The following is a 24148-nucleotide window of genomic DNA, read 5'->3' as shown; positions in this document are numbered from 1 at the left end:
CATGAATGCCCCCATCACACATACAACGACGACGCGGGGACTCCGTACTGCGGACGTTCCTGCCATTCAGCAAAAGTTCGGGAAAAATGTTTTCACCCGGCAGCGGAAATGGCGCCTGCTGGTGATCCTGAAAAATATTGTAACAGAACCTATGTTCCTGATGCTGTTATTTGCTGCAGGACTGTACTTCGTGTTAAACAGCGTTACGGAAGGCATGATGATGCTGACGGCCATATTGCTCGTCTCTGCTATCTCTTTTTATGAAGAGATAAAAAGTGAACATGCCCTGGAAGCGCTGAAGCAGTATACCGCCCCCCTGGCCCTCGTTATCAGGGATGGGAAGGAGACAACCATTGCTACAACAGAGCTGGTGCCCGGCGATGTGTTGCTGCTGCATGAAGGCGATATGGTTCCCGCAGATGCCGTCATCCTGAGCGCCAATGATCTTTCAGTCAATGAATCTGTTATTACAGGCGAATCTTTCCCTGTCGAAAAACAGGCGGGCAACAATCATCCCCTCTACCAGGGCAGCACCATCAATTCCGGTGCCTGTACGGCCATCATTACCCATACAGGCAATAACACCACGCTGGGAAAACTGGGCAAAGCCATCGCGTCCACACCCGATGAAAAAACGGCCCTTCAACGGCAAACGCAGGCCTTCGTGAAACAACTGGCATTCTTCGGCGTTGCAGGATTTGCCATTGTATTCACGGTCAATTTCATTCGCAGCGGCGACTGGACCGCCAGCCTGTTGCTGGGCCTTACCCTGGCCATGGCGGCCATCCCGGAAGAGATACCCGTGTCTTTCTCCTCTTTCATGGCCCTGGGCTCCTTCTACATGAGCCGCATGGGCATTATACCCAGGCAGGCACAGATCGTGGAAAACCTGGGCGCAGCCAATGTGTTGTGCCTCGACAAAACAGGTACGCTCACGGAGAATAAAATGAAAGTGGTCATGCTGTACGACCACATCAACGGACAATTGCACGACCTGGACGATAAAGACACACCCGGCAACAGTCGCCTGCTGTATATTGCCGCCCTGGCCAGTGAACGGCATCCCTTCGACAACATGGAATGCGCAATCATGGAGGCATTCCACAAGGACAGGCAACAGGAAATAGTCCTCCCCGATATGATACACGAATACCCTCTTGAAGGCAAGCCTCCTATGATGACACACGTGTATCCCCGGGGCGATGCAGCGCTTGCTGCCGCAAAAGGCGCCGTGGAACGCATCCTGAGGGTATGCCATACTGAGGGCCCTGCCAGGGAAAAGATCATGGCGCAGGCCAATAATATGGGCAGAAAGGGATTCCGCGTACTGGGCGTGGCCAGCGCTGTCATTAAAAATAATGTGATGCCTGCTACCCAGGATGAGGCAGACTGGCAGCTGGAAGGCCTCATCGCACTATACGATCCCCCAAGAGCGTCCGCCGCCGGGGTCATTGCCAAACTATATGATGCCGGCATCAGGGTTATGCTGCTGACGGGCGACCATCACAGCACCGCCGCCTATATAGCGGCGAGAGTGGGCATGTATGGTTGCGGCCAGGGCCTCACCGGCGACGAAGTGATGCAGATGAATGATACAACACTCCGGCGCATGGTAAAAGAAGAAGCATTGTACGTACGGATGTTTCCCGAAGCGAAGCAGAAAGTGATAGCAGCATTGAAGGCAGACGGTTGTATCGTTGCCATGACAGGCGATGGCGTGAACGACGGCCCGGCTATAAAAGCGGCGCATGTGGGTATTGCAATGGGCAAAAAAGGCACTGAAATAGCCAGGCAGGCGGCAGACCTTGTTATCACCGACGACAATCTGGCCATGATCCCCGTGGCTATTGAACAGGGACGCAGGATATACAGCAACCTGAAGAAAGCGATACGTTATATCATATCCATTCACATTCCTATTATACTGGTGGCTACTATCCCACTGTTGTTAGGCTGGCGCTATCCCAACATCTTTACACCTATTCATGTAATCTTCCTGGAACTGATCATGGGCCCTACCTGCTCATTATTCTACGAGAAAGAACCCGTGGAAGACAATATCATGCAGATGCCTCCCAGGCAAAAGACAAGCAGTCTTTTCAGCAGGAATGAACTGTTTGTGAGCATGATACAGGGCCTGCTTATCACTGCCGGCGTATTGTCATTATTTGCTTTCTTTATGCGGGCGCACAGCCTGGAAGAAACCCGCACCTTCGTTTTTACGACGCTGATCATCAGCAACATCTGCCTGACCTTTGCGAACCGCTCCTTTACCGAAACCTTTTTCAAAACAATACGTTATCACAATCCCCTGACACCATTGATCATAGGGCTTTCTGTACTGTTACTTGTCCTGATACAGCTGGTACCTGGCATCAGGCACGCTTTCGGGCTCACGCCCTTAAGTATCGGGGAATATGGTATCTGCCTGGCTACCGGGTTTGTCAGCGTTGCCTGGTTCGAAATATATAAATGGCTCCTTCCATCACCGCGCTGAGCCGCGATGCTCTATTCCAATTGCCGCTTATGCCGCAGCAACCAGCTAATGCTTTGGTAATATGCGATCGCTTCGCTGGCCAGTTCGCTTTCTACCTGTACGGCCGTTTCATTGCCACTGTTAAAATCAGGCAGGTATTCGTGTATAGTCTTCACCGGCGATTGTACCAGCAGTTTGCCATTGCGCAGGTATCCCAGTCCCTGGTAAGTACTGATAAAAGCCCGCTGCCTGTCGGCCGGCATATGCAGCACATCCTGCCCGAAGAACTTCGAACGGTAATGCAGGTGCATTAGCCCGAGGATGGTAGGCGCGACATCGATCTGTGCTGTCAGCGTATTGACCTTCTCCGGCGCCAGGATCTTCGGTGCATAGATCAGCATGGGAATATGATACCCTGTTACCGGCAGTTCCACACTACCGGCGCTGCCGGCGCAATGGTCGGCTACGATCACAAAGATGGTACTGTCAAACCAGGGCTTGTTCCGGGCATCGAGCAGGAACTTATTGATGGCATAGTCTGTATATTTCACTGCACCCTGCCTTATCTGCCTGGCCGCCGGAATATCGATCCTGCCGTCCGGATACGTGAATGGCCGGTGGTTGCTGACGGTCATAATATGCGCAAAGAAAGGCTTCCCGCTCTTCACGTCCCGGTCCAGCACGCGCAGTGACAGATCAAACAGGTCTTCATCTGCCACTCCCCAGATATTCTGGTAATGCACCTGGCTGGCCGGTATGGCCGACCGGTCGATCACGCTGTAGCCATTATGACCAAAGAACTCCTTCATGTTGTCAAAATAACTGTAGCCGCCATAAATGTACTGGGTGGTATAACCGTGTGAGCGCAACACGCTGCCTAAAGAGAACATATGGCCATTGTCGGGCCGCTTTACGATGCTCTGCCCCGGTGTAGGTGGTATGGAAAGGGATAGCGCCTCCAGTCCCCGCACCGTCCTGGTGCCCGAGGAATAAAGATTGGTGAACAAGAGGCTATGATGCGCCAGAGAATCAAGATAGGGCGTAATATGCTCATTGCCGCCAAAAGCCTGCATAAAGCTGGCGCTCAGGCTTTCCACGCTGATCAGCACAACGTTCAGCTTCCGCTCCGGTTCTGTATAGGTGATCTCTCTCTCAATATTGTAAAGGTCCTTGCTTACAAAATGACTATTGGGTGTTTCCAGTTGTTTTCTCAACAGGCCGAATGCCGTAGCATCGGGTATGGTCTGATAAAATTTATAGTAGTCCAGCTCATTCTGTGTAAAGGCAACGGCAAATTCATACAGCCCGTTACCCGCCAGTGAATTGGCGTATTCATTACTGCTGAAATGCCGCCATTTCTCCTGTACCCCATAATATGCCAGCAATGGTGTCAGCAAGAGCCCCATGGCTACGACAGAACGCTTCAAAAAAGGATAAGGAGTAACAACACTGGCCCTGATCTGTTTACGCAGCAGTATTACAATGCCGATGGCCAACACGCCTACGCCGGTCAGTATAGGCGTCAACGGGTAGGACTCCGTGATATTGCCCAGTACTTCGGTAGTATATACCAGGTAATCCACCGCAATAAAATTATACCGGCTAAAGAACTCCTGCCAGAAGAACCACTCGCTCACCGCGTTGAACAGCAACACGAAGATCACCAGCGCAGTGCTCACATACAATACACCGGTACGCCAGCGCAGGCGGAAGGAATAAGGCATAAAGAACAGGAAAAGATAGATGACGAAACGGATCGCCAGGTAGTATATCAGGCCCTGGTATATATCAGTATTATAGTCCTTCGGTATCACATTGGTAAACAGCAACAAGGCAAGTGCGCCTGCAAAGAGCAGGCATACAAAAGGCATGATGCGTTTACGGTAAATAAAATCATTCTGCAGCCAGAGCTGCAGTACAAAAGGTATGATAACAAAAGCGGCTACCGACAGATCATATAAAATACCAATAAAGAGCGAGCTGGTAAATTGTGTGACAGATATTCCGGAAGCATGCGTCCCGATAAGAAGTGCGACGCGGGTAAGAGCAGACAACAATAAAAGTAATGCTACAATCAAGACAATAACCGAAAACCTCCCTGTGCGTTCATCCCTGGCCATAGGTGCTGTTTTAATCCGCCTGCAAACTTAGTAAGCAAATCTGTCGTAAATTTGAAAGAATCCTGAAGGAATTCTAAAGCGCCCGCATGCTTCAGAATCTGTTCAGAATGCATCAATACTTTCACGGATGAAAATTTTAATAATAGAGGACGAAACGGCACTCGCAAAAAGCATCGGCGCTTACCTCTCAGATGAGAACTATCTGTGTGAATATGCTACCACTTTTGAGCAGGCGGCAGACAAGATCAATATTCATGATTATGACTGCATCCTGCTGGACCTCATGTTACCCGGCGGTGATGGATTGAAGATCCTGGAAGAGATCAAGGAACAGAATAAACAGGACGGCGTGATCATCATCTCTGCCAAGAACTCCCTGGAAGATAAAATAAAAGGACTGCAGATCGGTGCGGACGATTACCTGACGAAACCCTTCCACCTGCCTGAACTGGCCGCACGCATTTACTCCATCATCCGCCGCAAACAATTCGGTAATGTCAATATTATAGAGCAGAACGAGCTCCGGATCAACCTGCTGGCCAAAACAGTAACCGTGAACGATAAAAACGTATCACTGACCAGGAAAGAATTTGACCTCCTGCTTTACTTCATCAGCAACAAAAATAAAGTGATCTCAAAAAGCGCACTGGCAGAACATCTTTCAGGAGATGTGGCAGACATGTTCGATAATTACGACTTCATTTACGTACACATCAAGAACCTGAAGAAAAAGCTCACAGAGGCAGGTTGCGACAACTACCTGAAAACCCTGTACGGCACCGGTTATAAATGGGAAATATGAGCAAACTGCTGAACCTCTCGCTAAAAAGATTCATGATCTACGCCGGACTGGTACTCGTATGCAGTATACCGGTATATTATTTCATCATCAATAAGCTATGGCATCACGAACTGGATGAGCATCATATTGTGCTTACACCGGCAGCAGGAAGGGAAGACCGGTACCTGATCATCCTGATAGTGACCACACTGACCATGTTATTCTTCCTGTTGCTGATAGCGGGCTTTGTGCTGATCAACAGAAGGATCTCCAGGCGGCTATGGCAGCCATTTTACAACAGCCTGGCAAAAATAAAGAGCTTTAACCTCGATCAGCAGCAAACAGTGATCTTTGAAGAGACTGATATCGATGAATTTGCAGAACTGAACCAGAGCCTCAACAAACTGATAGCAGGAAATATTGCGGTCTATAATCAGCAGAAAGAATTTGCCGACAATGCCTCGCATGAATTGCAGACGCCACTCGCTATCATACAGTCCAAACTGGACCTGCTGTTGCAGAGTAAACTGCTCACAGACGAACAATATGAACTGATCGAAGATGCCAATAAGGCCCTGTCGAGAGTAGCGCGTATCAATAAGAACCTGCTGCTCCTTACTAAAATAGAGAACAGCCAGTTCATGGAACAGGAACCCATTGACCTTTCTGCATTATTGAAAAGCACATTGAACCTCTTTTCTAATTTCTCTGAAGATAAAGCGCTGGTACTGGAAACGGATATTCCACCCGGCGTAGTGATAGACGGCAACAGGATACTTATCGAGATACTACTCAATAACCTGATCACAAACGCTATCAGGTACACCGCTAATGAAGGCGCTATATCTGTTACGCTTTCAGGCACCTGCCTGAAGATCGCCAATTCAGCCACAACCGAACTCCAATACGATCAGCTGTTCAAACGCTTCGGCACTACTACATCTTCCATGACCCGCGGTACAGGGCTCGGTCTCTCACTGGTAAAACAGATCTGCAACCGCTATGGATGGAAAGTGGATTATAAGTTTAAAGACATGCGGCATGTTTTCTCCGTGCTCTTCTAATTCAGATTTTCTTTCGAATCGGGTAGTAACTATGCAGAAACAAACGACTGCATGAAAGGAAGACTATTCATCCATCTTTTTTTATTGTTTATAGTAACTGTAGCTAAAGCACAATCACCCAAAGTAACCGTAACAGGTGTCATAAAAGACGCCACCGGGAAAACCCCGCTTTCTTTTGTCAGCGTTACACTCAAAACCCGCGACAGCGCCTTTATAGCAGGCACCATCACCGGCGAGGACGGCAGGTTTAAGTTACCCGATATCAGCAGTGGAAATTATCTCCTGCTGTTTTCTTATATCGGTTATCAGCCGAGGATAGAACAGTTCAATGTAGGCCAGTTAAATGCCATCCAGGACATGGGCAATATCACACTGACACAGGACGCAAAGGCATTAAATGAAGTGACGGTTACCGGCAGGCAGGAAGAGGTGAGAATGGATAAAAAAACTTTCAATGTAGCGGCCAATATCAGCCAGGCCGGCGGCTCTGTGCTGGAAGCCATGAAGAACCTTCCCGGCATCACCACGCAGGATGGAAAGGTGCAGCTGAGGGGCAGCGATAAGGTAATGATACTGATAGACGGCAGGCAGACAGCCCTGACGGGCTTCGGTAGCCAGACAAGTCTGGACAACATCCCTGCTTCCGCCATTGAAAAGATAGAGATCATCAACAATCCTTCTTCAAAATATGATGCCAACGGCAACGCCGGCATTATCAATATCATCTATAAAAAAGAAACCAAAGAAGGCTTCAACGGTAAAATAGGGCTTAGTGGTGGCCTTGGTGCGCTCTGGATCAAAAAAGAGAACTACCCGACCATCCGGCCGCAATACCAGCGTACGCCCAAGATCAATCCATCCCTGTCACTGAACTACCGAAAGAACCGGATCAACTGGTTCCTGCAGGCAGATGATCTGTACACCAGGACACTCAACAAGAACGAATTTGTAGACAGGTTTTATGATAATGGCGATACGGTAAGGCAGCAAACCAAGCGAAACAGGACCACCAATTTTTCTACCGTAAAAACAGGATTGGACTGGGCCCTGAACAGCAGCAACATCATTACGGTATCAGGCATGTTTGGCACTGAAAAGATCCTGGACAGGGGTGATGAACCTTTCTTCAATGGCAGTCTTTCCCAGCGGCAACGCTTATGGCAGTTCCTGGAAGATGAGCTGAAAACAACCGCCATGTTCTCTGCCAGCTGGCAGCATAGCTACAGGCAACCCGGCAGAACGCTGAATGTAGGTGTAAACGCCACTTTTCACAGGGAGAATGAGAAGTACTTCTTTACGAACATCATGCCCGAATATACAGGTCTGGATTCATTCAGGGTACTGTCTGACGAGCATGTGACGGACCTGAACATTGACTATGTACATCCCTTGAAACATGGTCGCTTTGAAGGCGGAATGAAATTCCGGTACCGCTATATCCCGGTGGATATGAACTTCAAACCCGGTATCCATTCCGTGCTGGACGCCAGCGCAGGTGGCTGGGCAAAATACAGGGAAACTATTCCCGCACTGTACGGCAATTACGTATACGAAAGCAACCGGGTGGAAATAGAGGCCGGGCTGCGGGTGGAATATGTGAACCTGGCATACGATGTCAATCCTGATCATCCTACCTACAAAAGCGATGGCTATAACTATACTCAACCATTCCCAAACCTGCGAGTGGCTTACAAGCTGTCTGGCAATAACAAGTTGTCTTTCTTCTACAACCGCCGGGTAGACAGGCCTAATGAAGGCGATATCCGCATCTTCCCGAAATATGATGATGCTGAGATCATTAAAGTGGGCAACCCGGCCCTGCGCCCGCAATTCACCAATACCTTTGAACTGGGCGACAAAACCAGCTGGAATAATGGTTACCTCCTCTCATCCGTGTATCACAAACGTATGGATGCCACCATCACCAGGATCGCCAGTACTGTTCCAGGCAGCACGCTGATCTATAACATCTTCCAGAATGCCGGCAAGAGTTATAATACAGGCATTGAACTGGTGATCTCCCAGAAAGTGTCCCAATGGGCCACTTTCAACCTGAACATGAGCGGCTACAGGAATATCATTGATTCTTTCTCTGTGGTGAATAAATACCCGCTTGAAAATGTATTCAGCGCGGCCAGGGAAGATCTCTATTCAGGTAATATCAAACTGAGTGGACAGTTTCATTTTCCCCGGCACATTGATGCGCAGCTGACCGCTATCTACCAGGCGCCGGACCTGGTGCCACAGGGTAAGACCTTCTCCCGCTTTGGTGTGGATGCAGGCATTAAAAAGGCCATTCAGCAAGGCAAAGGCGAATTGTTTGCCAACGCTACAGATATTGCCAATACATTACGCATCAAAAAACAGATCAACGGCGCCGGCTTCAGGTACACCAGTGTTGACTACAATGAAACACAGGTGATACGCGTGGGATACAGCTATAAATTCTAAGGTGCCGGTATACTGTTTTGCATCGCCCCCGCAATAAAGTGCCGCGATTACTTATTTTTGCAGTGATGTGCAGGTTACACAGCTTCTGGCTGCGTAACCTGCGCATATTTTATCTTTGCAAAAAATATCTGATGAAAATATTGCATACTGCGGACTGGCATATCGGGCAAACCTTTTATCAGTATGACAGAACGTATGAGCACCAGCAATTTCTGAACTGGCTGGTAGATACCATTAAGGAAAAAGACATTGAGCTGTTGATCATCAGTGGCGACGTATTCGATGTAGCCAATCCGGCTGCAGGCTCCATTAAACTATTTTACTCTTTCCTGAATAAAGCTGTAAAAGCACAACCTGAGCTCCAGATCATCGTTACTGCAGGCAATCACGACTCTGCCGCCCGGCTGGAAGCTCCCAAGCCCCTGCTCGAATCATCCAATATACATATCATCGGCATGATAGAACGCAGGGAAGACGGCAGCATCGATTACGAAAAGATGATCATCCCTGTAAAGGACAAACAGGGTAATGTCGTGCTCTGGTGCCTGGCTATACCGTTCCTGCGCATGGGCGACTACCCTGCTGTTGCTGAAAGCGCCGCACTCTATGCAGACGGTGTATCGGCATTGTACCGGGAAGCCTATGAATATGCACTGACCAAAAAACAGGACGGCCAGGGCATTATTGCCATGGCGCACCTGCATACACTGGACGCCGAACTGTCTGACCACGACAAGACAGAAAGAGTCATCATGGGTGGAATAGAGTTCGTACCGGCAAAGGCATTTCACGAAGACATCCTCTACACGGCCCTGGGCCACATACACAAAGCCCAGAAGATCGGCGGAAAAGAAAATATACGGTACAGCGGCAGTCCCCTGCCTATGTCATTTTCCGAAATGAATTACAGGCACCAGGTGGTGACCTTCGAAATTACGGAAGGTAAGATCAGCAACATCGAACGCTGTGAAATACCCCTCACTACCGAGCTGCTGCGCGTACCTTCCAAACCGCTGCCACTGCCGGAAGTGCTGGAACAGCTCTCGCAATTGCCGGAAGCGGGCGAAGATATCAATACCGCCCCCTACCTGGAAGTGCGTGTACTGCTGGAAGGGCCCGAGCCTGCCCTGCGCCACAAGGTAGAGACAGCCCTGGCAGGCAGGCATGTAAGGCTGGCCAAGATAGACGTCAGGTACCCTTCGGGAGATGCGGAAGGGGGTGCAGAAACGACCGTCAGCGCCGATCAGTTACAGGAACTGAAACCACTGGACGTTTTTAAACAGATCTACCGGGCAGGTTATAACAGCGATACCCCGGAAGAACTGGTTGACCTGTTCAACCAGGTATTACAGGAAATCACCACAAAAGAGCAGTAAGCGCATGAAGATATTAGCCATTCGTTTCAAGAACCTGGCTTCACTGGAAGATACCAACGAGATAGATTTCACGAAAGAACCACTTAGCAAGGCCGGCATCTTCGCCATCACCGGGCCTACAGGCGCAGGCAAATCCACTTTACTGGATGCACTCTGCCTGGCGCTCTATGCCAAAACCCCGCGTTATCAGCAGGCCAAAGAGACAGGCATCGAGATACAGGACCTGGCAGGCAATAAACTGAACCAGGGCGATATCAGGGGCATCCTGCGCGATGGCACTGCCGACGGATTTGCGGAAGTGGAATTTGCCGGTACTGATGGGAACAACTACAGGGCTACCTGGTCTGTCAAAAGGGCCCGCAACAAGATTGACGGGAACCTGCAGACAGACACCATGGAACTGTTCAACCTCAGCACCAATACGGCCGTTCCCGGGAAGAAAACAGAAACCCTGAAAGAGATAGAACGGCTCGTAGGACTGAACTTCGAACAGTTCACCCGCTCGGTACTGCTGGCCCAGGGGGACTTTACCGCCTTCCTGAAGGCCGACAAGGATGCCAAAGCTTCCCTGCTGGAAAAACTGACCGGTACCGATATTTATTCTGAGATATCGAGGACGGTGTTCGATAAACATAAACAGGCTGACCAGGACCTTAAAAACCTGAAAATGCAGATAGCGGGCATTGTCAGCCTCACGGAAGAACAACAGCAGGAACTGAGTGCCCTGCGGGAGGAACTGCTGAAAAAGACGGATGAACAGGAAAAGATCCTGGCCGGGCTCACCAACGAGATCAACTGGCACCAGTCCCTCGCCGCGCTCACCAACAGCAGGGACCAGGCGGAGCAGCATTACCGCCAGGCGCTGACAGCCATGGAAAATGCGGGCGAGAGGATCCGCACCTTCACCCTGGTAGAGCATGTACAACCCGCCCGGGGACTGATAGCTGCTAAAAAAACATCCGAAACGCAGCTGGCGGATAAATCTGCCGCATTACAGGAGCTGTCTTCCCGGATACAACATACCACAGAAAGCCATCAGGCAGCCCTTAAACAGCTGGATATGGCCCGCGGGGCACTCTTGTCCAGGCAGCAGGAAACAGCGCGTTATCAGCCTGATATTAACAGGGCCAAGGAACTGGATACCCTGATGGCAGAAAAGGGCAAACAGGTGAAAACAGCCGAAGCAGAAGCTGCTACGGCACAACAGAAACATGATGCACACCTGGAGGACCTGCTAAAGAAAGAACAGGAGATCAATACAGTCAGTACCGGCATCGCCAGGCTGGAAGACTGGCAGCGGGAGCATATGAGCAGGCAGGATATTGCAGAGAACATCATCGAGATCACTACACAGCTGGGGCATGCGTCCAAATGGCTGCCTTTGCAGCAAAGGCTGACAGAGAACCGGCAGGCTACCCTCGCATTCCTGGCAGAAACAGACAAGGCCATCACTTCCCTGCAGGAACAGGTATCCCAATATCAGCAGCAAAGAACTACGGTACATACCGCCCATGAACAACTGCACCATGCGCTGGCGGCAATACCGCTTGAGGAGATAAAAGCGAAAGAAAGCAGCCTGACAGCCAGTATCCGCGAAGCAGATGCAGCTAAGGCACATTGGGCGCTCCTGTTTACGAACCTTCGGGAAAAGGAGCACGCTACCCGCCAGTACGATACCTGTCGCCATGAACTGGGCACCAGGACAACGGCACTGCAGGAGAAACAGGAACAACTGAAAGAAGCGCAAACGAAAAAGGAACTGGCCGACAAGCTCTTTCACCAGGCCAGGCTGCAGGTGGCAGAGAATGTGGAATCCCTCCGCGCACAACTGACGCCGGGCGATCCCTGCCCCGTATGCGGCAGCAGGGAGCATCCCTTCTCCGAAGAGAATCCGCTGGCACACGCATTACTCAAAAAGCTGGAAGAGGAAAGCCTGGCGGCCAACCAGGCATACAATACACTCTCAGGTGAGATCAGCAGCCTGACGCAACTCATCAGCAGGTTGCAGCAGGAAACCACCACGCACGAAAAGGCATTGGCAGACAGGGACCAGCACATAAACATCCTGGAACAGCAATGGCAATCTTTCCAGCTTGCAGCAAGCACCGCCACCGTTGCTTCCGCAGAAAGGAGCGCCTGGCTGGAAGTGCATGTACAGCAATTGCTGTCAGCACAGCGGGAGAACAATTTGCAGCTTGCAGCGTATGAAGAGAAAAAACGGGAAAGCGATCAGCTGAAACTACAACTGGATACGCTGGGCACTAAGCTGTCGGCCGCCAATGAACAGCTGAAAGATAAACAACGCGAGAAGGCCAGCAAGCAGGAAACACTGGCACAACTACAGCAGCAGCTGGACAACATCACGCAGGACCTGCAGGTCATGACAGAACAGCTGGCGCCTTATTTCAATAATCCGGCCTGGATCGATAACTGGAAGAAAGATCCGCAGGCCTTTGACGACAGCATCCGCTCCTTTGCCAAACGCTGGAATGAAAACGTGCAGGCCATGGCCGACAGTACCCGGCAATTGCAGGTGCTCCATTCCGCCTTAGCTGAAATGCGCAGGCTGGCGCCCGCTGTTGCGGATGATGTCACGAATAAGATCAATGCACTGAACAACCTCAAAGGCCAGTTACAGGCACTGGCCGCTGAAAGGAAAGCACTGCTCAACGGAGAAGATGCCAATACCTTCGAAAGCAGGCTGAAACAGGCCAGCGAGGCCGCCGCAACCATACAGCAAACAGCGCATGAAGCAGTGACGGCCCTGAAGGAAGAACTACTTACCTATACCAGCGGTAAAGCACAAACGGAGAAAGACATCACCCTGCTCAGGGACGCTATCGGCAAACAACAGGAGGAGATCACCGCATGGATCGCAGCATATGTGGTGGAACATCATATGGAGCTTTCTGAAACTGATCTTACACAGCTCCTTAGCTATACCACCGCCTGGATAGATAACGAAAGAAGAGAGATCCGGGCCATCCAGCAGGGTGTGACCACCAGCAGGGCCACGCTCGATGAAAGGACCCTGCAGGTAAGCAATCATACCGGCAAACGCATTGCCGACCGGTCACTGGAAGAAGTCATGGCACTTTCAGCCGATACACGTAAACTGTTGAGAGATCTTACGAACGACAAAAATAACATTGAATACCAGCTGCGGCAGGATGCAGAGAATAAATCAAGGATCGGCGACCTGCAGGCAGCCATCACAGCTAAAACTGCCCTGCATGAAAACTGGAGCAAACTGAATGAACTGATCGGATCAGCAGATGGTAAAAAGTTCAGGCAGATCGCACAGGAATATACGCTGGATATACTGCTGGGATATGCGAATATGCATCTCCAGATGCTGACCAGCCGCTATAAACTGCTCAGGATACCGGGCAACCTGGGCTTACAGGTACTGGATAAAGATATGGGTGATGAGCTGAGAACAGTATTCTCCCTCTCCGGTGGAGAGTCATTCCTGGTATCGCTCGCACTGGCGCTGGGATTGGCCTCATTGTCCTCCAGCAAGATGAAGGTAGAATCACTCTTTATTGATGAAGGTTTTGGCGCACTCGACCCCGATACGCTGAATGTAGCGGTAGATGCACTGGAACGCCTGCACAACCAGGGACGTAAAGTAGGTGTGATCTCTCACGTGCAGGAAATGACAGAACGTATACCCACGCAGATCAAAGTGATCAGGCTCGCGAACGGAAAGAGCAAAGTGGAAGTGGTGGGCGCTTAATGCACTCTCCGCTCCCACTGCTTATGTGACCACAGCCAATATTCGGGTGCATGCATAATATCATGTTCAAGGTACCAGGCAAAGGTCCTGGTGATCTCGTAAGACTCCACATCCACAGGGTCTTGTGTGATGAGGGAGAAATAAACATTCCAGCCTTTCCCTGCCGTACGTTTTCTTACAGAAGCATAGATCACCACCGCATCGAGCGACTTCGCCAGTTGTTCAGCGCCGGTGAATAACCCTGTCGGCTGATGCAGGAAATCTGTTTCATATTTCGCCCTGACGGAAGGCGATTGATCTGCGATAAAGATATAAGCATTCTGCTTGTCGCGGTGCGATAGCATGAAACGCGCCGTCTCATTGATAGCCAGTAATTTAATACCAAACCTGGAACGGATGCGGTACAACAACCTGTTGATGAAGCGGCTGGATTCGGGCTTGTACACCGCATACACGTCGAAAGAAAGATACCTGGGTAAAATATTCAGGCATTCCCAGTTGCCATAATGCCCCAGCACAATAATGATGTTCCTGCCCTCCCCATGACAGCGTTCCAGCACTTCGGGATTATGTATGTGTATATTTCTGCGATGTTCCTCTTCCGACATGGATAACAATTGCAAGGTCTCCACCAACAGCGCTCCCAAATGCCTGTAAAAGAGCCTGGTAATGGCCTGTATCTGCCTGTAACTCCGTTTGGGAAAGGAGCGGGAAAGATTTTGCACCACTACATCATAGCGGTACCTGACCACTTTATACAGTGACCAGTAAAGTAGTCGTTGTAGAATTTTCAACATGCCTGCAGGCAGCAGGCTTACCAGATACACAAGAACAAATAACAACTCATAATGCAGCTTGCGGCGCCTGACCTCAGCGGTTTCTTTCATGTCGTGGCGGGCAATTCCTGCGGGTCTTTTCATAGAATTAGCAGCATCATACATAGGCAGTTTCTTTGACCTTTGAGGGCACTATACCGGCTTCCTCCCCATTTAGCAATTATCCGGACTATATCTGAATCCTGATAGTCCTTTAACGCAAATTTAGAACCGATTTATATGAAATTTTAAATCTTAACTTTTCTTTGCACAGTGTATGTTTATCCGGTATCGTTATCACATTGAACATCAGGAACAAGGGAAAAAAAGGCAGGACCTCACTACAAAAAAAATGAGTACTGCCTGCCCCGGGAATTACCCATCGTACGCCGGCAGCTGATTGCAGCATGTTGATCGCTCCCGGAGTATATACCTGACCAACTGTTATTTTTTTAACCAAAACCAATACTATATGAGCGTATGGAGACGCAAAGCGATTGAATGTTTACCGGAAAACAGGGCTGAATTTCAGGACCCTGATACGTCTGTTTACACCGTATTCTCTGCGTTATTACCGGCAACAGTGGCAGCACATAGAACAGGTGACGATAAACGCCTCAGGAAGTATTATGCTTTTGCCGAATGGTGTTCCCTGCAAAATGCACAGGATCTATGGAATGCTGCAGGAGTATCTTTTTATGAGCACCTGGCGGATTTTCCTGAAACGCTTGCAGCGATGCCGCAATGGGTAAACCGCTCCAGGTATCAGCAGATAAGAGGATTACTGCAATTGCGGCTCACAGAAAAGCAATTGCAGCAACTTGATAGTGAATACTATTAAGACCTGTACATTACGCATTTGGATGCTTGCAGTCCCGCCAGTAATCCAGTATTTGTCCCATCTGTTTTTGAACGTCACTTAAAACATACTTTTTAACGAAGTAACCCTGTATGGTCAGCTCATATGCTTCTTCAACAATTTCCGCAGATTCGATGGTGCTCAGAAAAACAAAAGGAATGCTCTTTTTTCGCAGGAATTCATCTGCCTGTATCTGCCGCCTCAGTTCCATGCCGCTCATACGGGGCAGGTTGATATCAGAAAAGATGATAAACGGCCTGTCGGTTGTTACCTGCAGATAGCGCAGGAGATCATCTCCTCCTTCAAAGAATTTGATCTCATTTTTAACGCCTAGTGAAAGTATGACCTTTTCGTAAATCTCCCGCTCATCCTGATCATCTTCCAGTATAAGAATGGGACCTGTTTTAGCCATAAAATTGCAGTTTGATGGTGAAGGGTAAACAACCACATTAGTCATGCCAGTTTCAGGCCTGATTGACCTGCTCATCGCATCTTACTAATATGGACTAATCTGGCGGTTTCCCTGCATCATATGCTGATGGCTATTTCACCCCGGTACCACCGCTGCCGCCGCCAAGGTTCATAGTTGGTATGGGCAGCCGGAAGCCAATGAATATGTAATTAGCGCCCTGGAACAGATTATATGCCCATCCCACCTGCAGATAATCTTTCAGCGTAGATGCCACCACGCCAAGTCCCAGCTCCGGCACATCGTCTTTATCGAAATCGGGCGAAGAGACATGCAATCCAAAGTTCAGATCGAGGAGGTTATTGGGCAATGAGGAATTCCTTTTCCATTTCTGGCTCATACCCAGTATGCCTTTGAACAGTACATTGTAATAGGGCACCATCTGCACATCTTTCTCTATTTTGGTTGTTGTGAGCGGATGTGCAAAAATAACCCCTACAGTAGCCTCAAGGTGGGGCAGAATGCGGTATAATGTCACACTATGCGTTTCTTCCAGCAGGCTTTTTTTAGTGCTGATTTTAGCGATCAGCATCTTGATCACTACCCTGTCGCCCTCCTGGCGGAATCCGGAATATAACAGGTCTGTTGTTGCTTCTTCGGGTATGCTGCCTAATGCCAGTGAATATACCTTATCGGAGAAGCTCAGCGCCAGGCTGGCAAGACGTCTTTCATCCCGGCCAAAACGCAGCAGGTCATCAGGGATCAGCAGGTTGGCCAGTTCCGTCACCTTAGCGCCTGCCATCGTTACCAGGTTGGCACATTGCGTACGCACTTCGGCGCTGGCTGCCGGAATATCAGACTGAAAGGTATTGAGCAGTCCTTTCATCTTATTGAACTCACTATTGATCGTATTCACGTCGTTCTGTAACCTGGCTATAAATGCCACGCCGCCGGCAGCCGACGTATTATTCAGGGCCGACTGATAATAATTTACTTTCTCTGAGAGCAGCGTCTTTATCTTGTCGCCCTGTGTGAGTATCTGCCTCAGGTCAGTAAGGATCTGCTGGTCCTGCAGGGTGGCCAGTACCTTCTCCCCTTCTTTTTTAAAGTCTTCAAAATCTGTCTTCAGCCTTTGCTGCAGTATGCCGGTGAACTGCCTTAGGTATTCACCACGTAGTATTTCATTAACATTCAGTTCCCGTTGCTGTGCACTTTTCACCCATTTCTGAATGTCTTCCAGCTGCGCAGCCTGTGCATCTGTAAGCGTGAACTTCCAGCGTTCCACTTCATAGTAATCTCCCAGCGGATTATCATCAAGCCCATTGAAATGCAGGGGAGATGGCTGGTTATTGTGCATCAGCCATCCACCGATCTGGATACGCACATCATCGTAGGCAGGGCTTTGGGATAGTTGCTGCTCAAGATCAGCGATCCGCTTATTGAGCGCATATAAAATGCCTCCCCATATATTTTCTTCCGTAAAATCTTCCGGGCTTTTAAAATAGCCTTCATAGTAATCGCGCGTCAGCGGGTCGCGGTCGAAGACCGCTACTATTTCACCGGTAATGGAAGAAGTACGTTGCAGGAAAGTGGTCAGGCTGGCCTTATCACCCCTGACATAATTTCTCACTGCTTCTTCCATCCCTTTCGACCATCCTTCTACTTTCTGCGTGGCGTCATAAAGGGTATTGAGCAGGCTCACAGCTTCCGCTGGCAAAGGGTTGCCGATACCACTGGTATTCACCTGCCTGATGAAGGCGCCCCGGTCAAAGCGTATCATCAGCCGGCTGTTGATGTCGGCATTATTCTTATTCTCGTATGATTTATTGTTCTGATCAATTTCCCTGACCGTGATAATGGATTGGGAACAGACACGATGCACAGTACATAACAGGAACAGGACAGCACATGGCAATATAAAAAGTCGCATATTATATTCTCATTAAGGTAAAACAGGGAGGATCATCCGTTGGCGTAGGCGGTCATCACAGCAGTGTTCATGCTGCCCATGCCCTTCATAAAACGGGCTTTGGTAACGCCTTCCGATATAATATTCCTGAAGGGGGAAATAGAAAGCAATACGAAGTTGTGATAGTCTGCCAGGTCTACCCGGTCATGGATCTTCAGTGTTTTCAGCAGTGGCAGGATCGTCATCGGGGCAGGCACCTTTACAAATACAACCACATCGTACATGCTTACACCGTTCTTTCCTATGCGGGAGCGTATAAAATTGGCGGTGTCGGTGGCTTCATCTGCTACATCATCATCCCCGAGTATCAGTAAGAGCAGCTGATCCGGTTGATCCAGCAGTTCCTGAAGCGCTTTCTGTGCCCCGGATTCTTCTGTTGGAAGTGCTACGAAGTTTTGCATTTGCTGTCAGTTAAGTGTGTCAGAAGTAGGCAGAAAAAGTATGAAAGTACTTAATTATAACTGAATTTCGCCATTATAACTTAATTTTATTAATATATAATTACCCATATGGCTAAAGCATACAGACAAGGAGCAAAAGGTGCGCTACTGGACGAATATGAAAAGGCGATCACTGAATTACAACAGGTCATTGCAGATATTTCAGACAATGACCTGGTCACTGTTGTGGATACAGTCACCACCGATGAGAATTGCCGTTCAGTGCAGACGATACTCTCGCATGTGGTTAGTTCCGCTTACAGTTATGCCATCTACATTCTGCATTATTATGGCTACCAGACGGTGCGGCCGGAGAAGACCTTTCGTACTACCGTGCAGGCATACACCAGTGATCTGAGAGAAGCTTTTCAGTTTACAGAAACAGTATTCCGGGATATAAAGGATAGTGAACTGGAAGAATTCAGCCAGGAAAAGAAAATTGCCGCCCGTTGGGGACAGGTGTATGACATAGAGCAGATGATGGAGCATGCCATTGTACACATCCTGCGCCACAGGCGGCAGATTGAGAAGTATAAAGATATCATTCGCAACACACAGCTTCACTAGGAGCTACCTGCATATTTATAACCACGCGACGGTATAACGCAATCATCTGCTACGATCAGTTCCGTCAGGAGCTACGTGTATGTTCACAACCACGCGACGACACAACGCAATCATCCGCTACAATCAGCTCCGTCAGGAGCTACCTGCATGTTCACAACCACGCGACGACATAACGCAATCATCCGCTACGATCAGCTCCGTCAGGAGCTACGTGTTTGTAGCCCGGGGTGACAACCCCGGGTTGGGTGATAACCCCGGGGCAGCATAACAACCCGGTTGCGATAACAACCCCGTTCGGAATAACCCAGGTGGGAATAACCACGCGACGACACAACGCAATCATCCGCTATAATCAGCTCCGTCAGGAGCTACGTGTTTGTAGCCCGGGGGGATAACCCCGGGTTGGGTGACAACCCCGAGGCAGCATAACAACCCGGTTGCGATAACAACCCCGTTCGGAATAACCCAGGTGGGAATAACCACGCGACGACATAACGCAATCATCCGCTACGATCAGCTCCGTCAGGAGCTACGTGTTTGTAGCCCGGGGTGATAACCCCGGGTTGGGCGACAACCCCGGGTTGGGTGATAACCCCGGGGCGGGTGACAACCACCACGATCCCCGGGTCGTGCCCCCGAATCAATATTCATCTAACCTCGCCACAAGCCCCCAACCAAAAAAGCTGTTCGCGAGGCCTATCAGCAATTCATTATCACCTTCCTTCAGCGGAACATTAAAGGAAGTATTTTCAATAGAACAGCGGCCATCGGGGAATTTAGACAGCGGCTGACCATAGAGGTTCTTATCCACGTAAAGATATTTGCCGTTGATGAACACCCATACCTCATCACTGAAGCCGAGATTCATTTTACGGGACTGATCTTTGTCCACATGGATGTTGGTCTTCAGCCATACGATACGGCGCTCACGGCTCGGTCCGAATTTCCTTGTCAGGTTCACCAGTCCCCTTCTTTCCGCCCAGATGTCTTCCCAGGCGGCATCCTTACCCGGCATGAATGTATTACTGAAGTCGACGTCTTTTGTTGCAAGCGGCTGACTGATCTTCCATTCCCGGAGGTAACGCGGATCATTGTCGGTAGGGTCAGGGCCTTCCAGCGGAGAAAGCCCTTCCGTCTGTCCGGGTTTAATCACCAGGTTGGAAAAGATAGCTCCTTTCCCCTCAAAAGCGATGCTGCCATGTTCCGTACTGCCCTCGAGGCGGGGCACTTTCAATGCAGGGCGGGACATATCATTGACATACACCCACATCTGTTTCCCAGCGATCACCAGTTTGACATGGTTCCATTTTTCACGCTGGAAACCGGCATTGCCCTGGTAATAAGGCATCATATCCCACATGTTAACGCTACCCAGGTAAGGGGCATACTGGATAGCGTCTATTGCAGCACTATTGCCGGCAACATAAGTACGGAAGTAAAAGCATTCCCTTTCCTCCGCCGAAGCCTGTCTGAAAAAAATGGTAGCGAAGCCGTTCTCAACGGGCTCCATATCGTATTCAATCGTCCCGTCTGAAAAGTCGACGTCCTTCAGCACCGCCGAGCCTTTTCCACCCAGGCCCTTCAATGCCGGAACGGAGTGCCAGGTGATGAGTTCCGCTACATTGGGGGCGATGTCCCAGTTATCTGCTTTCATAGCCACATTAATAATAGCCGGGGATGACATGGATCTACCCGGGCGTTTTCCGTCTTTCTGCTGTGCCATCAACTGCATCGTGAACAGGAGCAGGAAAAGGAGGCTGAATGTCTTGTACATGGTCTGTTGTTTTAAGTTTTCAAATGATAATGGGGCAAAACTGAATAATAAGTAACTTGATGACAATTCAGCGGGAGTTCAAGTTGGTGCAAGTCTGTTCAGGAAGCTAACAAACTAATTATCAAATGGAAAACAATTTAGAAACAGATTACATACAGCGATGCCTGCAACTGGTGGAACGACGGTTTGACCGGGGGCCCAACAGCGAATGGAGCAGCTATGACTTTGAAAAACTGAGTGATGCTATCCAGGAAGCCACCGGTGTGGTGTTAAGTATTACAACATTAAAAAGGCTTTGGGGAAAATTGTCTTACACCAATACCCCTGCTGTCACTACCCTGAATACATTGGCCCGCTATGCCGGTTACGAGGACTGGGGTACTTTCAGGCGGAAGCTACCGGCTGAAAGAGCTACTCCTGTTACCCGGGTTGCCGCTGCCGGCCAGGCGACCGACCCAACGGATCAATTTGCGGCGAATGCCATCGACGCTACTGCTGCTATCAAACAGCCCGCCGACCCAACGGATTATTTTGCAAGGAATAACACCAGTGCGACCACTGCTAACAGACAGCCAGCCGATTCAACAGATGATGTTGCAAGGAATACCACAGGTGCGACCACTGCTAACAGACAGCCAGCCGATTCAACAGATGATGTTGCAAGGAATACCACGGGTGCGACCACTACTGCCGGCAAGCTGCCTTCCCTAACTGACCAATTCGCGAACACCTCCAATGGCATTGCAACTGCCAGTCAGCTATCCGGCCCGGCAGATAACCCCGCAATGAACACGATAGACGGCGACGCTGCACGCGAACAGTCAGCGGCCGGCTTACAATCAGCCGGCGCCCCGGCAAGCAGCGCAAATGGCAACATGAGCGCAGCGGAAAACCCAGGGCACAGCGTTTCGGCATCTGCGCCACAGAACAACACGGAGGCGCGGAGAGGAAAGACACACCCGTCCGGCAGATGGCCCTACTGGGCATTGGGATTACTCTCCTTAGCGATCATCCTGTATGTGACCTTGCTATCCAACGGACGTTCCAAACAGGCATCCACAGATCCAGGTGCTTATCAATTCAGTAGTAACAAGACCGTCACAACAGGGGTGCCCAACTCCGTGATCTTTAAATACGATGCCAGCGCTGCCGGAGATGATTCCGTATTCATCTCCCAGTCATGGGATGTGAGCCGGAAATTTGCCGTACCGAAAGACAGGACGGAATATTCATCCATCTACTACCTGCCGGGCTATTTCAGGGCCAAGCTGATAGCAGGGAAACAGATCGTGAAAGAGCACGACCTCATGATCAGCTCTGACGGCTGGCTGGCTGCAGTAGAGCAGGAAAAGGTACCTGTATATTTCCGTCAGCAGGAATTCCTGAAAGGGCATACAGTCGAAGTGGATGCCGCTACCATGCAGGCGTACAACATCTCCTTACAACCTGCCATTCCCATGCTGCGGTTCTACTATGTAAAGGACATGGGAAGCCTGCGGACCGACAATTTCAGCTTTGAAACAAGTGTAAAGAGCAATTTTAACCAGGGCTCAGCCGCCTGCCAGCGGGTACAGATCCTGATCCTTTGCAAGAATGACGTATTTTTTATTCCTCTCTGTACGAAAGGTTGCGTGGGAGATCTGTTGCTCGTTGCGGGCGGAAAAGCCATGCAAAGCAAAAATACTGACCTGTCGAAGTTTGGCAGAGATATGAGCCGGTGGGTACAGTTGAAAGTAGAGGCGAAAGACAAACATATCCGGATACTGGTGGATGGAGACGAAGCGGCTGCTTTTACGGGCGACTATCAGCCAACAGACATCGTGGGCGTACAATATCGTTTCGAAGGCCCGGGAGCGGTGAAAGATACCCGCTTTATAAATGGGAACAAAGTGATCGCATTATAATTTCCGGAACGCTTTATGCTGTCTGTCAGCGGAAGCACCCTTTAATATCACCGCTGAGGGGTGCCTTCAGCGAATTGTGTTATTTTTAGACAGTTAAACCCTTCATTCCATGATGACAACTGATGAAATTATCCACGCGCTTTCCTCCTTTGTGCCAAATGGACATTCAGATGATGATAACATCTCTTATTTCTACGACCTGATGGAGGACCTCAAACATCATCCTGACAAGGAAAGAGCCATAGAGCCTATTTTGCGGCTCATTGAAAAATACCCGCACCTGGATTACGGCTCACCAGGTCCCCTGGCGCATACACTGGAATCTTTCCATGATATCTACCATGATCACCTGTTTGCATCACTGGACAGGAAACCTACGCCACTGACAGTATGGATGCTGAACCGCCTCACCAACGCCGATCAGCGTTATCTTGAGCACAAGGCATTGACCGAAAAGATGCATGCATTGCTAAAACATCCTTTGCTGGATGAAGAAACCAAGGGGGCTATCGAGGACTTTGTAGATTTCCAGGACCACCCAGGTGAGGAATGAATTTTCCGTCCTGACACCTAAGCGCTCAGGTGGAGAACGAATTTCGCATATTCATATATACCGAATTCCGGGGACAATAAAAAGACTTTTATTTTCCCCCACATTTTTATTTTACCCCAACGCTTCCTAATTTAGGAAGCACGAGTCATGCAATACATATCCACTTACTGAATAAAAGAATGTTCCCCTGAATAACGCCAGATTCATGAAAAACGTTTTATACCACTCCTCTTTCCCTTTCCATATTCTCATTTCATAATGTTTATTATATCACCCAAAATTCACACTTATGGCAGATGGTTATATCGGCGAAATCAGAGCCTTTGCTTTCAATTTTACCCCACGTGGATGGCTACCCTGCAACGGAGCCGTCTATCCTATTCAAAGCAATTCCGCCTTATTTGCCATACTGGGCATCCAGTATGGTGGTAATGGCACGACCACTTTTGCAGTACCCGACCTCAGGGGCGTAGCTGCATTGGGTATTAATCTCATGCAGCCCGGTTTCAATACGCCCGGTACTACCGGCGGCTCGGAAACGGTGACATTAACAACGGCCACGATGCCCGCGCACATGCACAATGTGGAAGCGGTGGTGCGTACCAGTCAGCCGCAAACAGCCGCCGCCATTTCACAGCCCGGCAGCAACGCGTACCTCACCAATGGCTATTCGCTTACTGCAGCCAAGGGTATTGTGGTCTATTCGAACAACAAGGGGAATATCACGCTCAATCCGCAGACAGTAGGGGTTACCGGCAGCACCACCCCGCATGCGAACATGGACCCTTATCTGGCAATGACCTATTGCGTTTGTTCAGAAGGCGTCTTTCCGCAAAGGCCCTGATCATCCA

17 protein-coding genes are annotated in these 24148 nt (G+C 49.6%); 11 read left to right on the top strand and 6 right to left on the bottom strand.

Annotated features, from left to right (window positions below; genetic code table 11):
* Position 1: 1 nt before the first annotated feature.
* Positions 2-2497: a cation-translocating P-type ATPase gene (locus MYF79_RS15575; protein ID WP_247814891.1), complete on the top strand. Its 2496-nt coding sequence runs from the start codon at positions 2-4 to the stop codon at positions 2495-2497.
* A gap of 11 nt (positions 2498-2508) precedes the next feature.
* On the opposite strand, the gene MYF79_RS15570 is transcribed toward MYF79_RS15575, so the two are convergent.
* The gene (locus MYF79_RS15570) at positions 2509-4596 is read right to left on the bottom strand and encodes an LTA synthase family protein (protein ID WP_247814890.1); all 2088 of its coding nucleotides are present in this window, start codon (positions 4594-4596) and stop codon (positions 2509-2511) included.
* A gap of 127 nt (positions 4597-4723) precedes the next feature.
* Here MYF79_RS15570 and MYF79_RS15565 point away from each other — a divergent pair, with 127 nt between their 5' ends.
* The 5 genes from MYF79_RS15565 to MYF79_RS15545 all read left to right on the top strand — a co-directional run bounded on the left by MYF79_RS15565 (position 4724) and on the right by MYF79_RS15545 (position 14007).
* The gene (locus MYF79_RS15565; protein WP_247814889.1) at positions 4724-5398 is read left to right on the top strand and encodes a response regulator transcription factor; all 675 of its coding nucleotides are present in this window, start codon (positions 4724-4726) and stop codon (positions 5396-5398) included.
* On the top strand, positions 5395-6441 hold the full coding sequence (locus MYF79_RS15560) for a sensor histidine kinase (protein WP_247814888.1): 1047 nt from the start codon (positions 5395-5397) through the stop codon (positions 6439-6441). Before MYF79_RS15565 ends, MYF79_RS15560 begins: the two co-directional genes overlap by 4 nt.
* A gap of 51 nt (positions 6442-6492) precedes the next feature.
* Positions 6493-8892 (top strand): outer membrane beta-barrel protein, encoded by a 2400-nt coding sequence (locus tag MYF79_RS15555; protein ID WP_247814887.1) that lies wholly within the window; start codon positions 6493-6495, stop codon positions 8890-8892.
* A 131-nt stretch (positions 8893-9023) separates the two neighbouring features.
* Positions 9024-10268 (top strand): exonuclease SbcCD subunit D, encoded by a 1245-nt coding sequence (locus MYF79_RS15550; protein ID WP_247814886.1) that lies wholly within the window; start codon positions 9024-9026, stop codon positions 10266-10268.
* Positions 10269-10272: 4 nt separating this feature from the next.
* Positions 10273-14007: an AAA family ATPase gene (locus tag MYF79_RS15545; protein WP_247814885.1), complete on the top strand. Its 3735-nt coding sequence runs from the start codon at positions 10273-10275 to the stop codon at positions 14005-14007.
* Here MYF79_RS15545 and MYF79_RS15540 read toward each other — a convergent pair.
* On the bottom strand, positions 14004-14927 hold the full coding sequence (locus MYF79_RS15540) for a lysophospholipid acyltransferase family protein (protein WP_247814884.1): 924 nt from the start codon (positions 14925-14927) through the stop codon (positions 14004-14006). The two genes, MYF79_RS15545 and MYF79_RS15540, sit on opposite strands and share 4 nt — an antisense overlap.
* 367 nt (positions 14928-15294) lie before the next feature.
* Between MYF79_RS15540 and MYF79_RS15535 the strand changes: the two genes are divergently transcribed.
* Positions 15295-15663, top strand: coding sequence for a hypothetical protein (locus MYF79_RS15535; protein WP_247814883.1), 369 nt, complete (start codon positions 15295-15297; stop codon positions 15661-15663).
* A gap of 10 nt (positions 15664-15673) precedes the next feature.
* Here MYF79_RS15535 and MYF79_RS15530 read toward each other — a convergent pair whose 3' ends face one another.
* The 3 genes from MYF79_RS15530 to MYF79_RS15520 form a co-directional block, all read right to left on the bottom strand.
* Positions 15674-16093 carry a response regulator gene (locus MYF79_RS15530; RefSeq protein WP_247814882.1) on the bottom strand — a complete coding sequence of 140 codons (420 nt, stop codon included), beginning with the start codon at positions 16091-16093 and terminating at the stop codon, positions 15674-15676.
* Between the two features lie 130 nt (positions 16094-16223).
* Complete coding sequence (locus MYF79_RS15525; RefSeq protein ID WP_247814881.1) at positions 16224-18020, bottom strand: hypothetical protein; 1797 nt, start codon at positions 18018-18020, stop codon at positions 16224-16226.
* A 32-nt stretch (positions 18021-18052) separates the two neighbouring features.
* A complete protein-coding gene (locus MYF79_RS15520; RefSeq protein ID WP_247814880.1) occupies positions 18053-18460 on the bottom strand; it encodes a hypothetical protein in 408 nt (135 codons plus the stop codon).
* Positions 18461-18568: 108 nt separating this feature from the next.
* Here MYF79_RS15520 and MYF79_RS15515 point away from each other — a divergent pair, with 108 nt between their 5' ends.
* On the top strand, positions 18569-19066 hold the full coding sequence (locus tag MYF79_RS15515; RefSeq protein WP_247814879.1) for a DinB family protein: 498 nt from the start codon (positions 18569-18571) through the stop codon (positions 19064-19066).
* Positions 19067-19706: 640 nt separating this feature from the next.
* Here the strand turns inward: MYF79_RS15515 and MYF79_RS15510 are convergent.
* Positions 19707-20840: a DUF1080 domain-containing protein gene (locus MYF79_RS15510; protein WP_247814878.1), complete on the bottom strand. Its 1134-nt coding sequence runs from the start codon at positions 20838-20840 to the stop codon at positions 19707-19709.
* A 125-nt stretch (positions 20841-20965) separates the two neighbouring features.
* Here MYF79_RS15510 and MYF79_RS15505 point away from each other — a divergent pair, with 125 nt between their 5' ends.
* The 3 genes from MYF79_RS15505 to MYF79_RS15495 all read left to right on the top strand — a co-directional run bounded on the left by MYF79_RS15505 (position 20966) and on the right by MYF79_RS15495 (position 24141).
* Complete coding sequence (locus tag MYF79_RS15505; RefSeq protein ID WP_247814877.1) at positions 20966-22744, top strand: hypothetical protein; 1779 nt, start codon at positions 20966-20968, stop codon at positions 22742-22744.
* Between the two features lie 109 nt (positions 22745-22853).
* A complete protein-coding gene (locus MYF79_RS15500) occupies positions 22854-23297 on the top strand; it encodes a hypothetical protein (protein ID WP_247814876.1) in 444 nt (147 codons plus the stop codon).
* A 289-nt stretch (positions 23298-23586) separates the two neighbouring features.
* Entirely contained in the window at positions 23587-24141 is a 555-nt protein-coding gene (locus tag MYF79_RS15495) for a phage tail protein (RefSeq protein WP_247814875.1), read from the top strand.
* The last annotated feature ends 7 nt before the right edge of the window (positions 24142-24148 follow it).

Origin of the sequence: Chitinophaga filiformis (assembly GCF_023100805.1) — a bacterium.
Lineage (GTDB): Bacteria > Bacteroidota > Bacteroidia > Chitinophagales > Chitinophagaceae > Chitinophaga > Chitinophaga filiformis_B.
The sequence above is the reverse complement of the archived record's forward strand: the minus strand, read 5'-3'. Positions and strand labels throughout refer to the sequence as shown.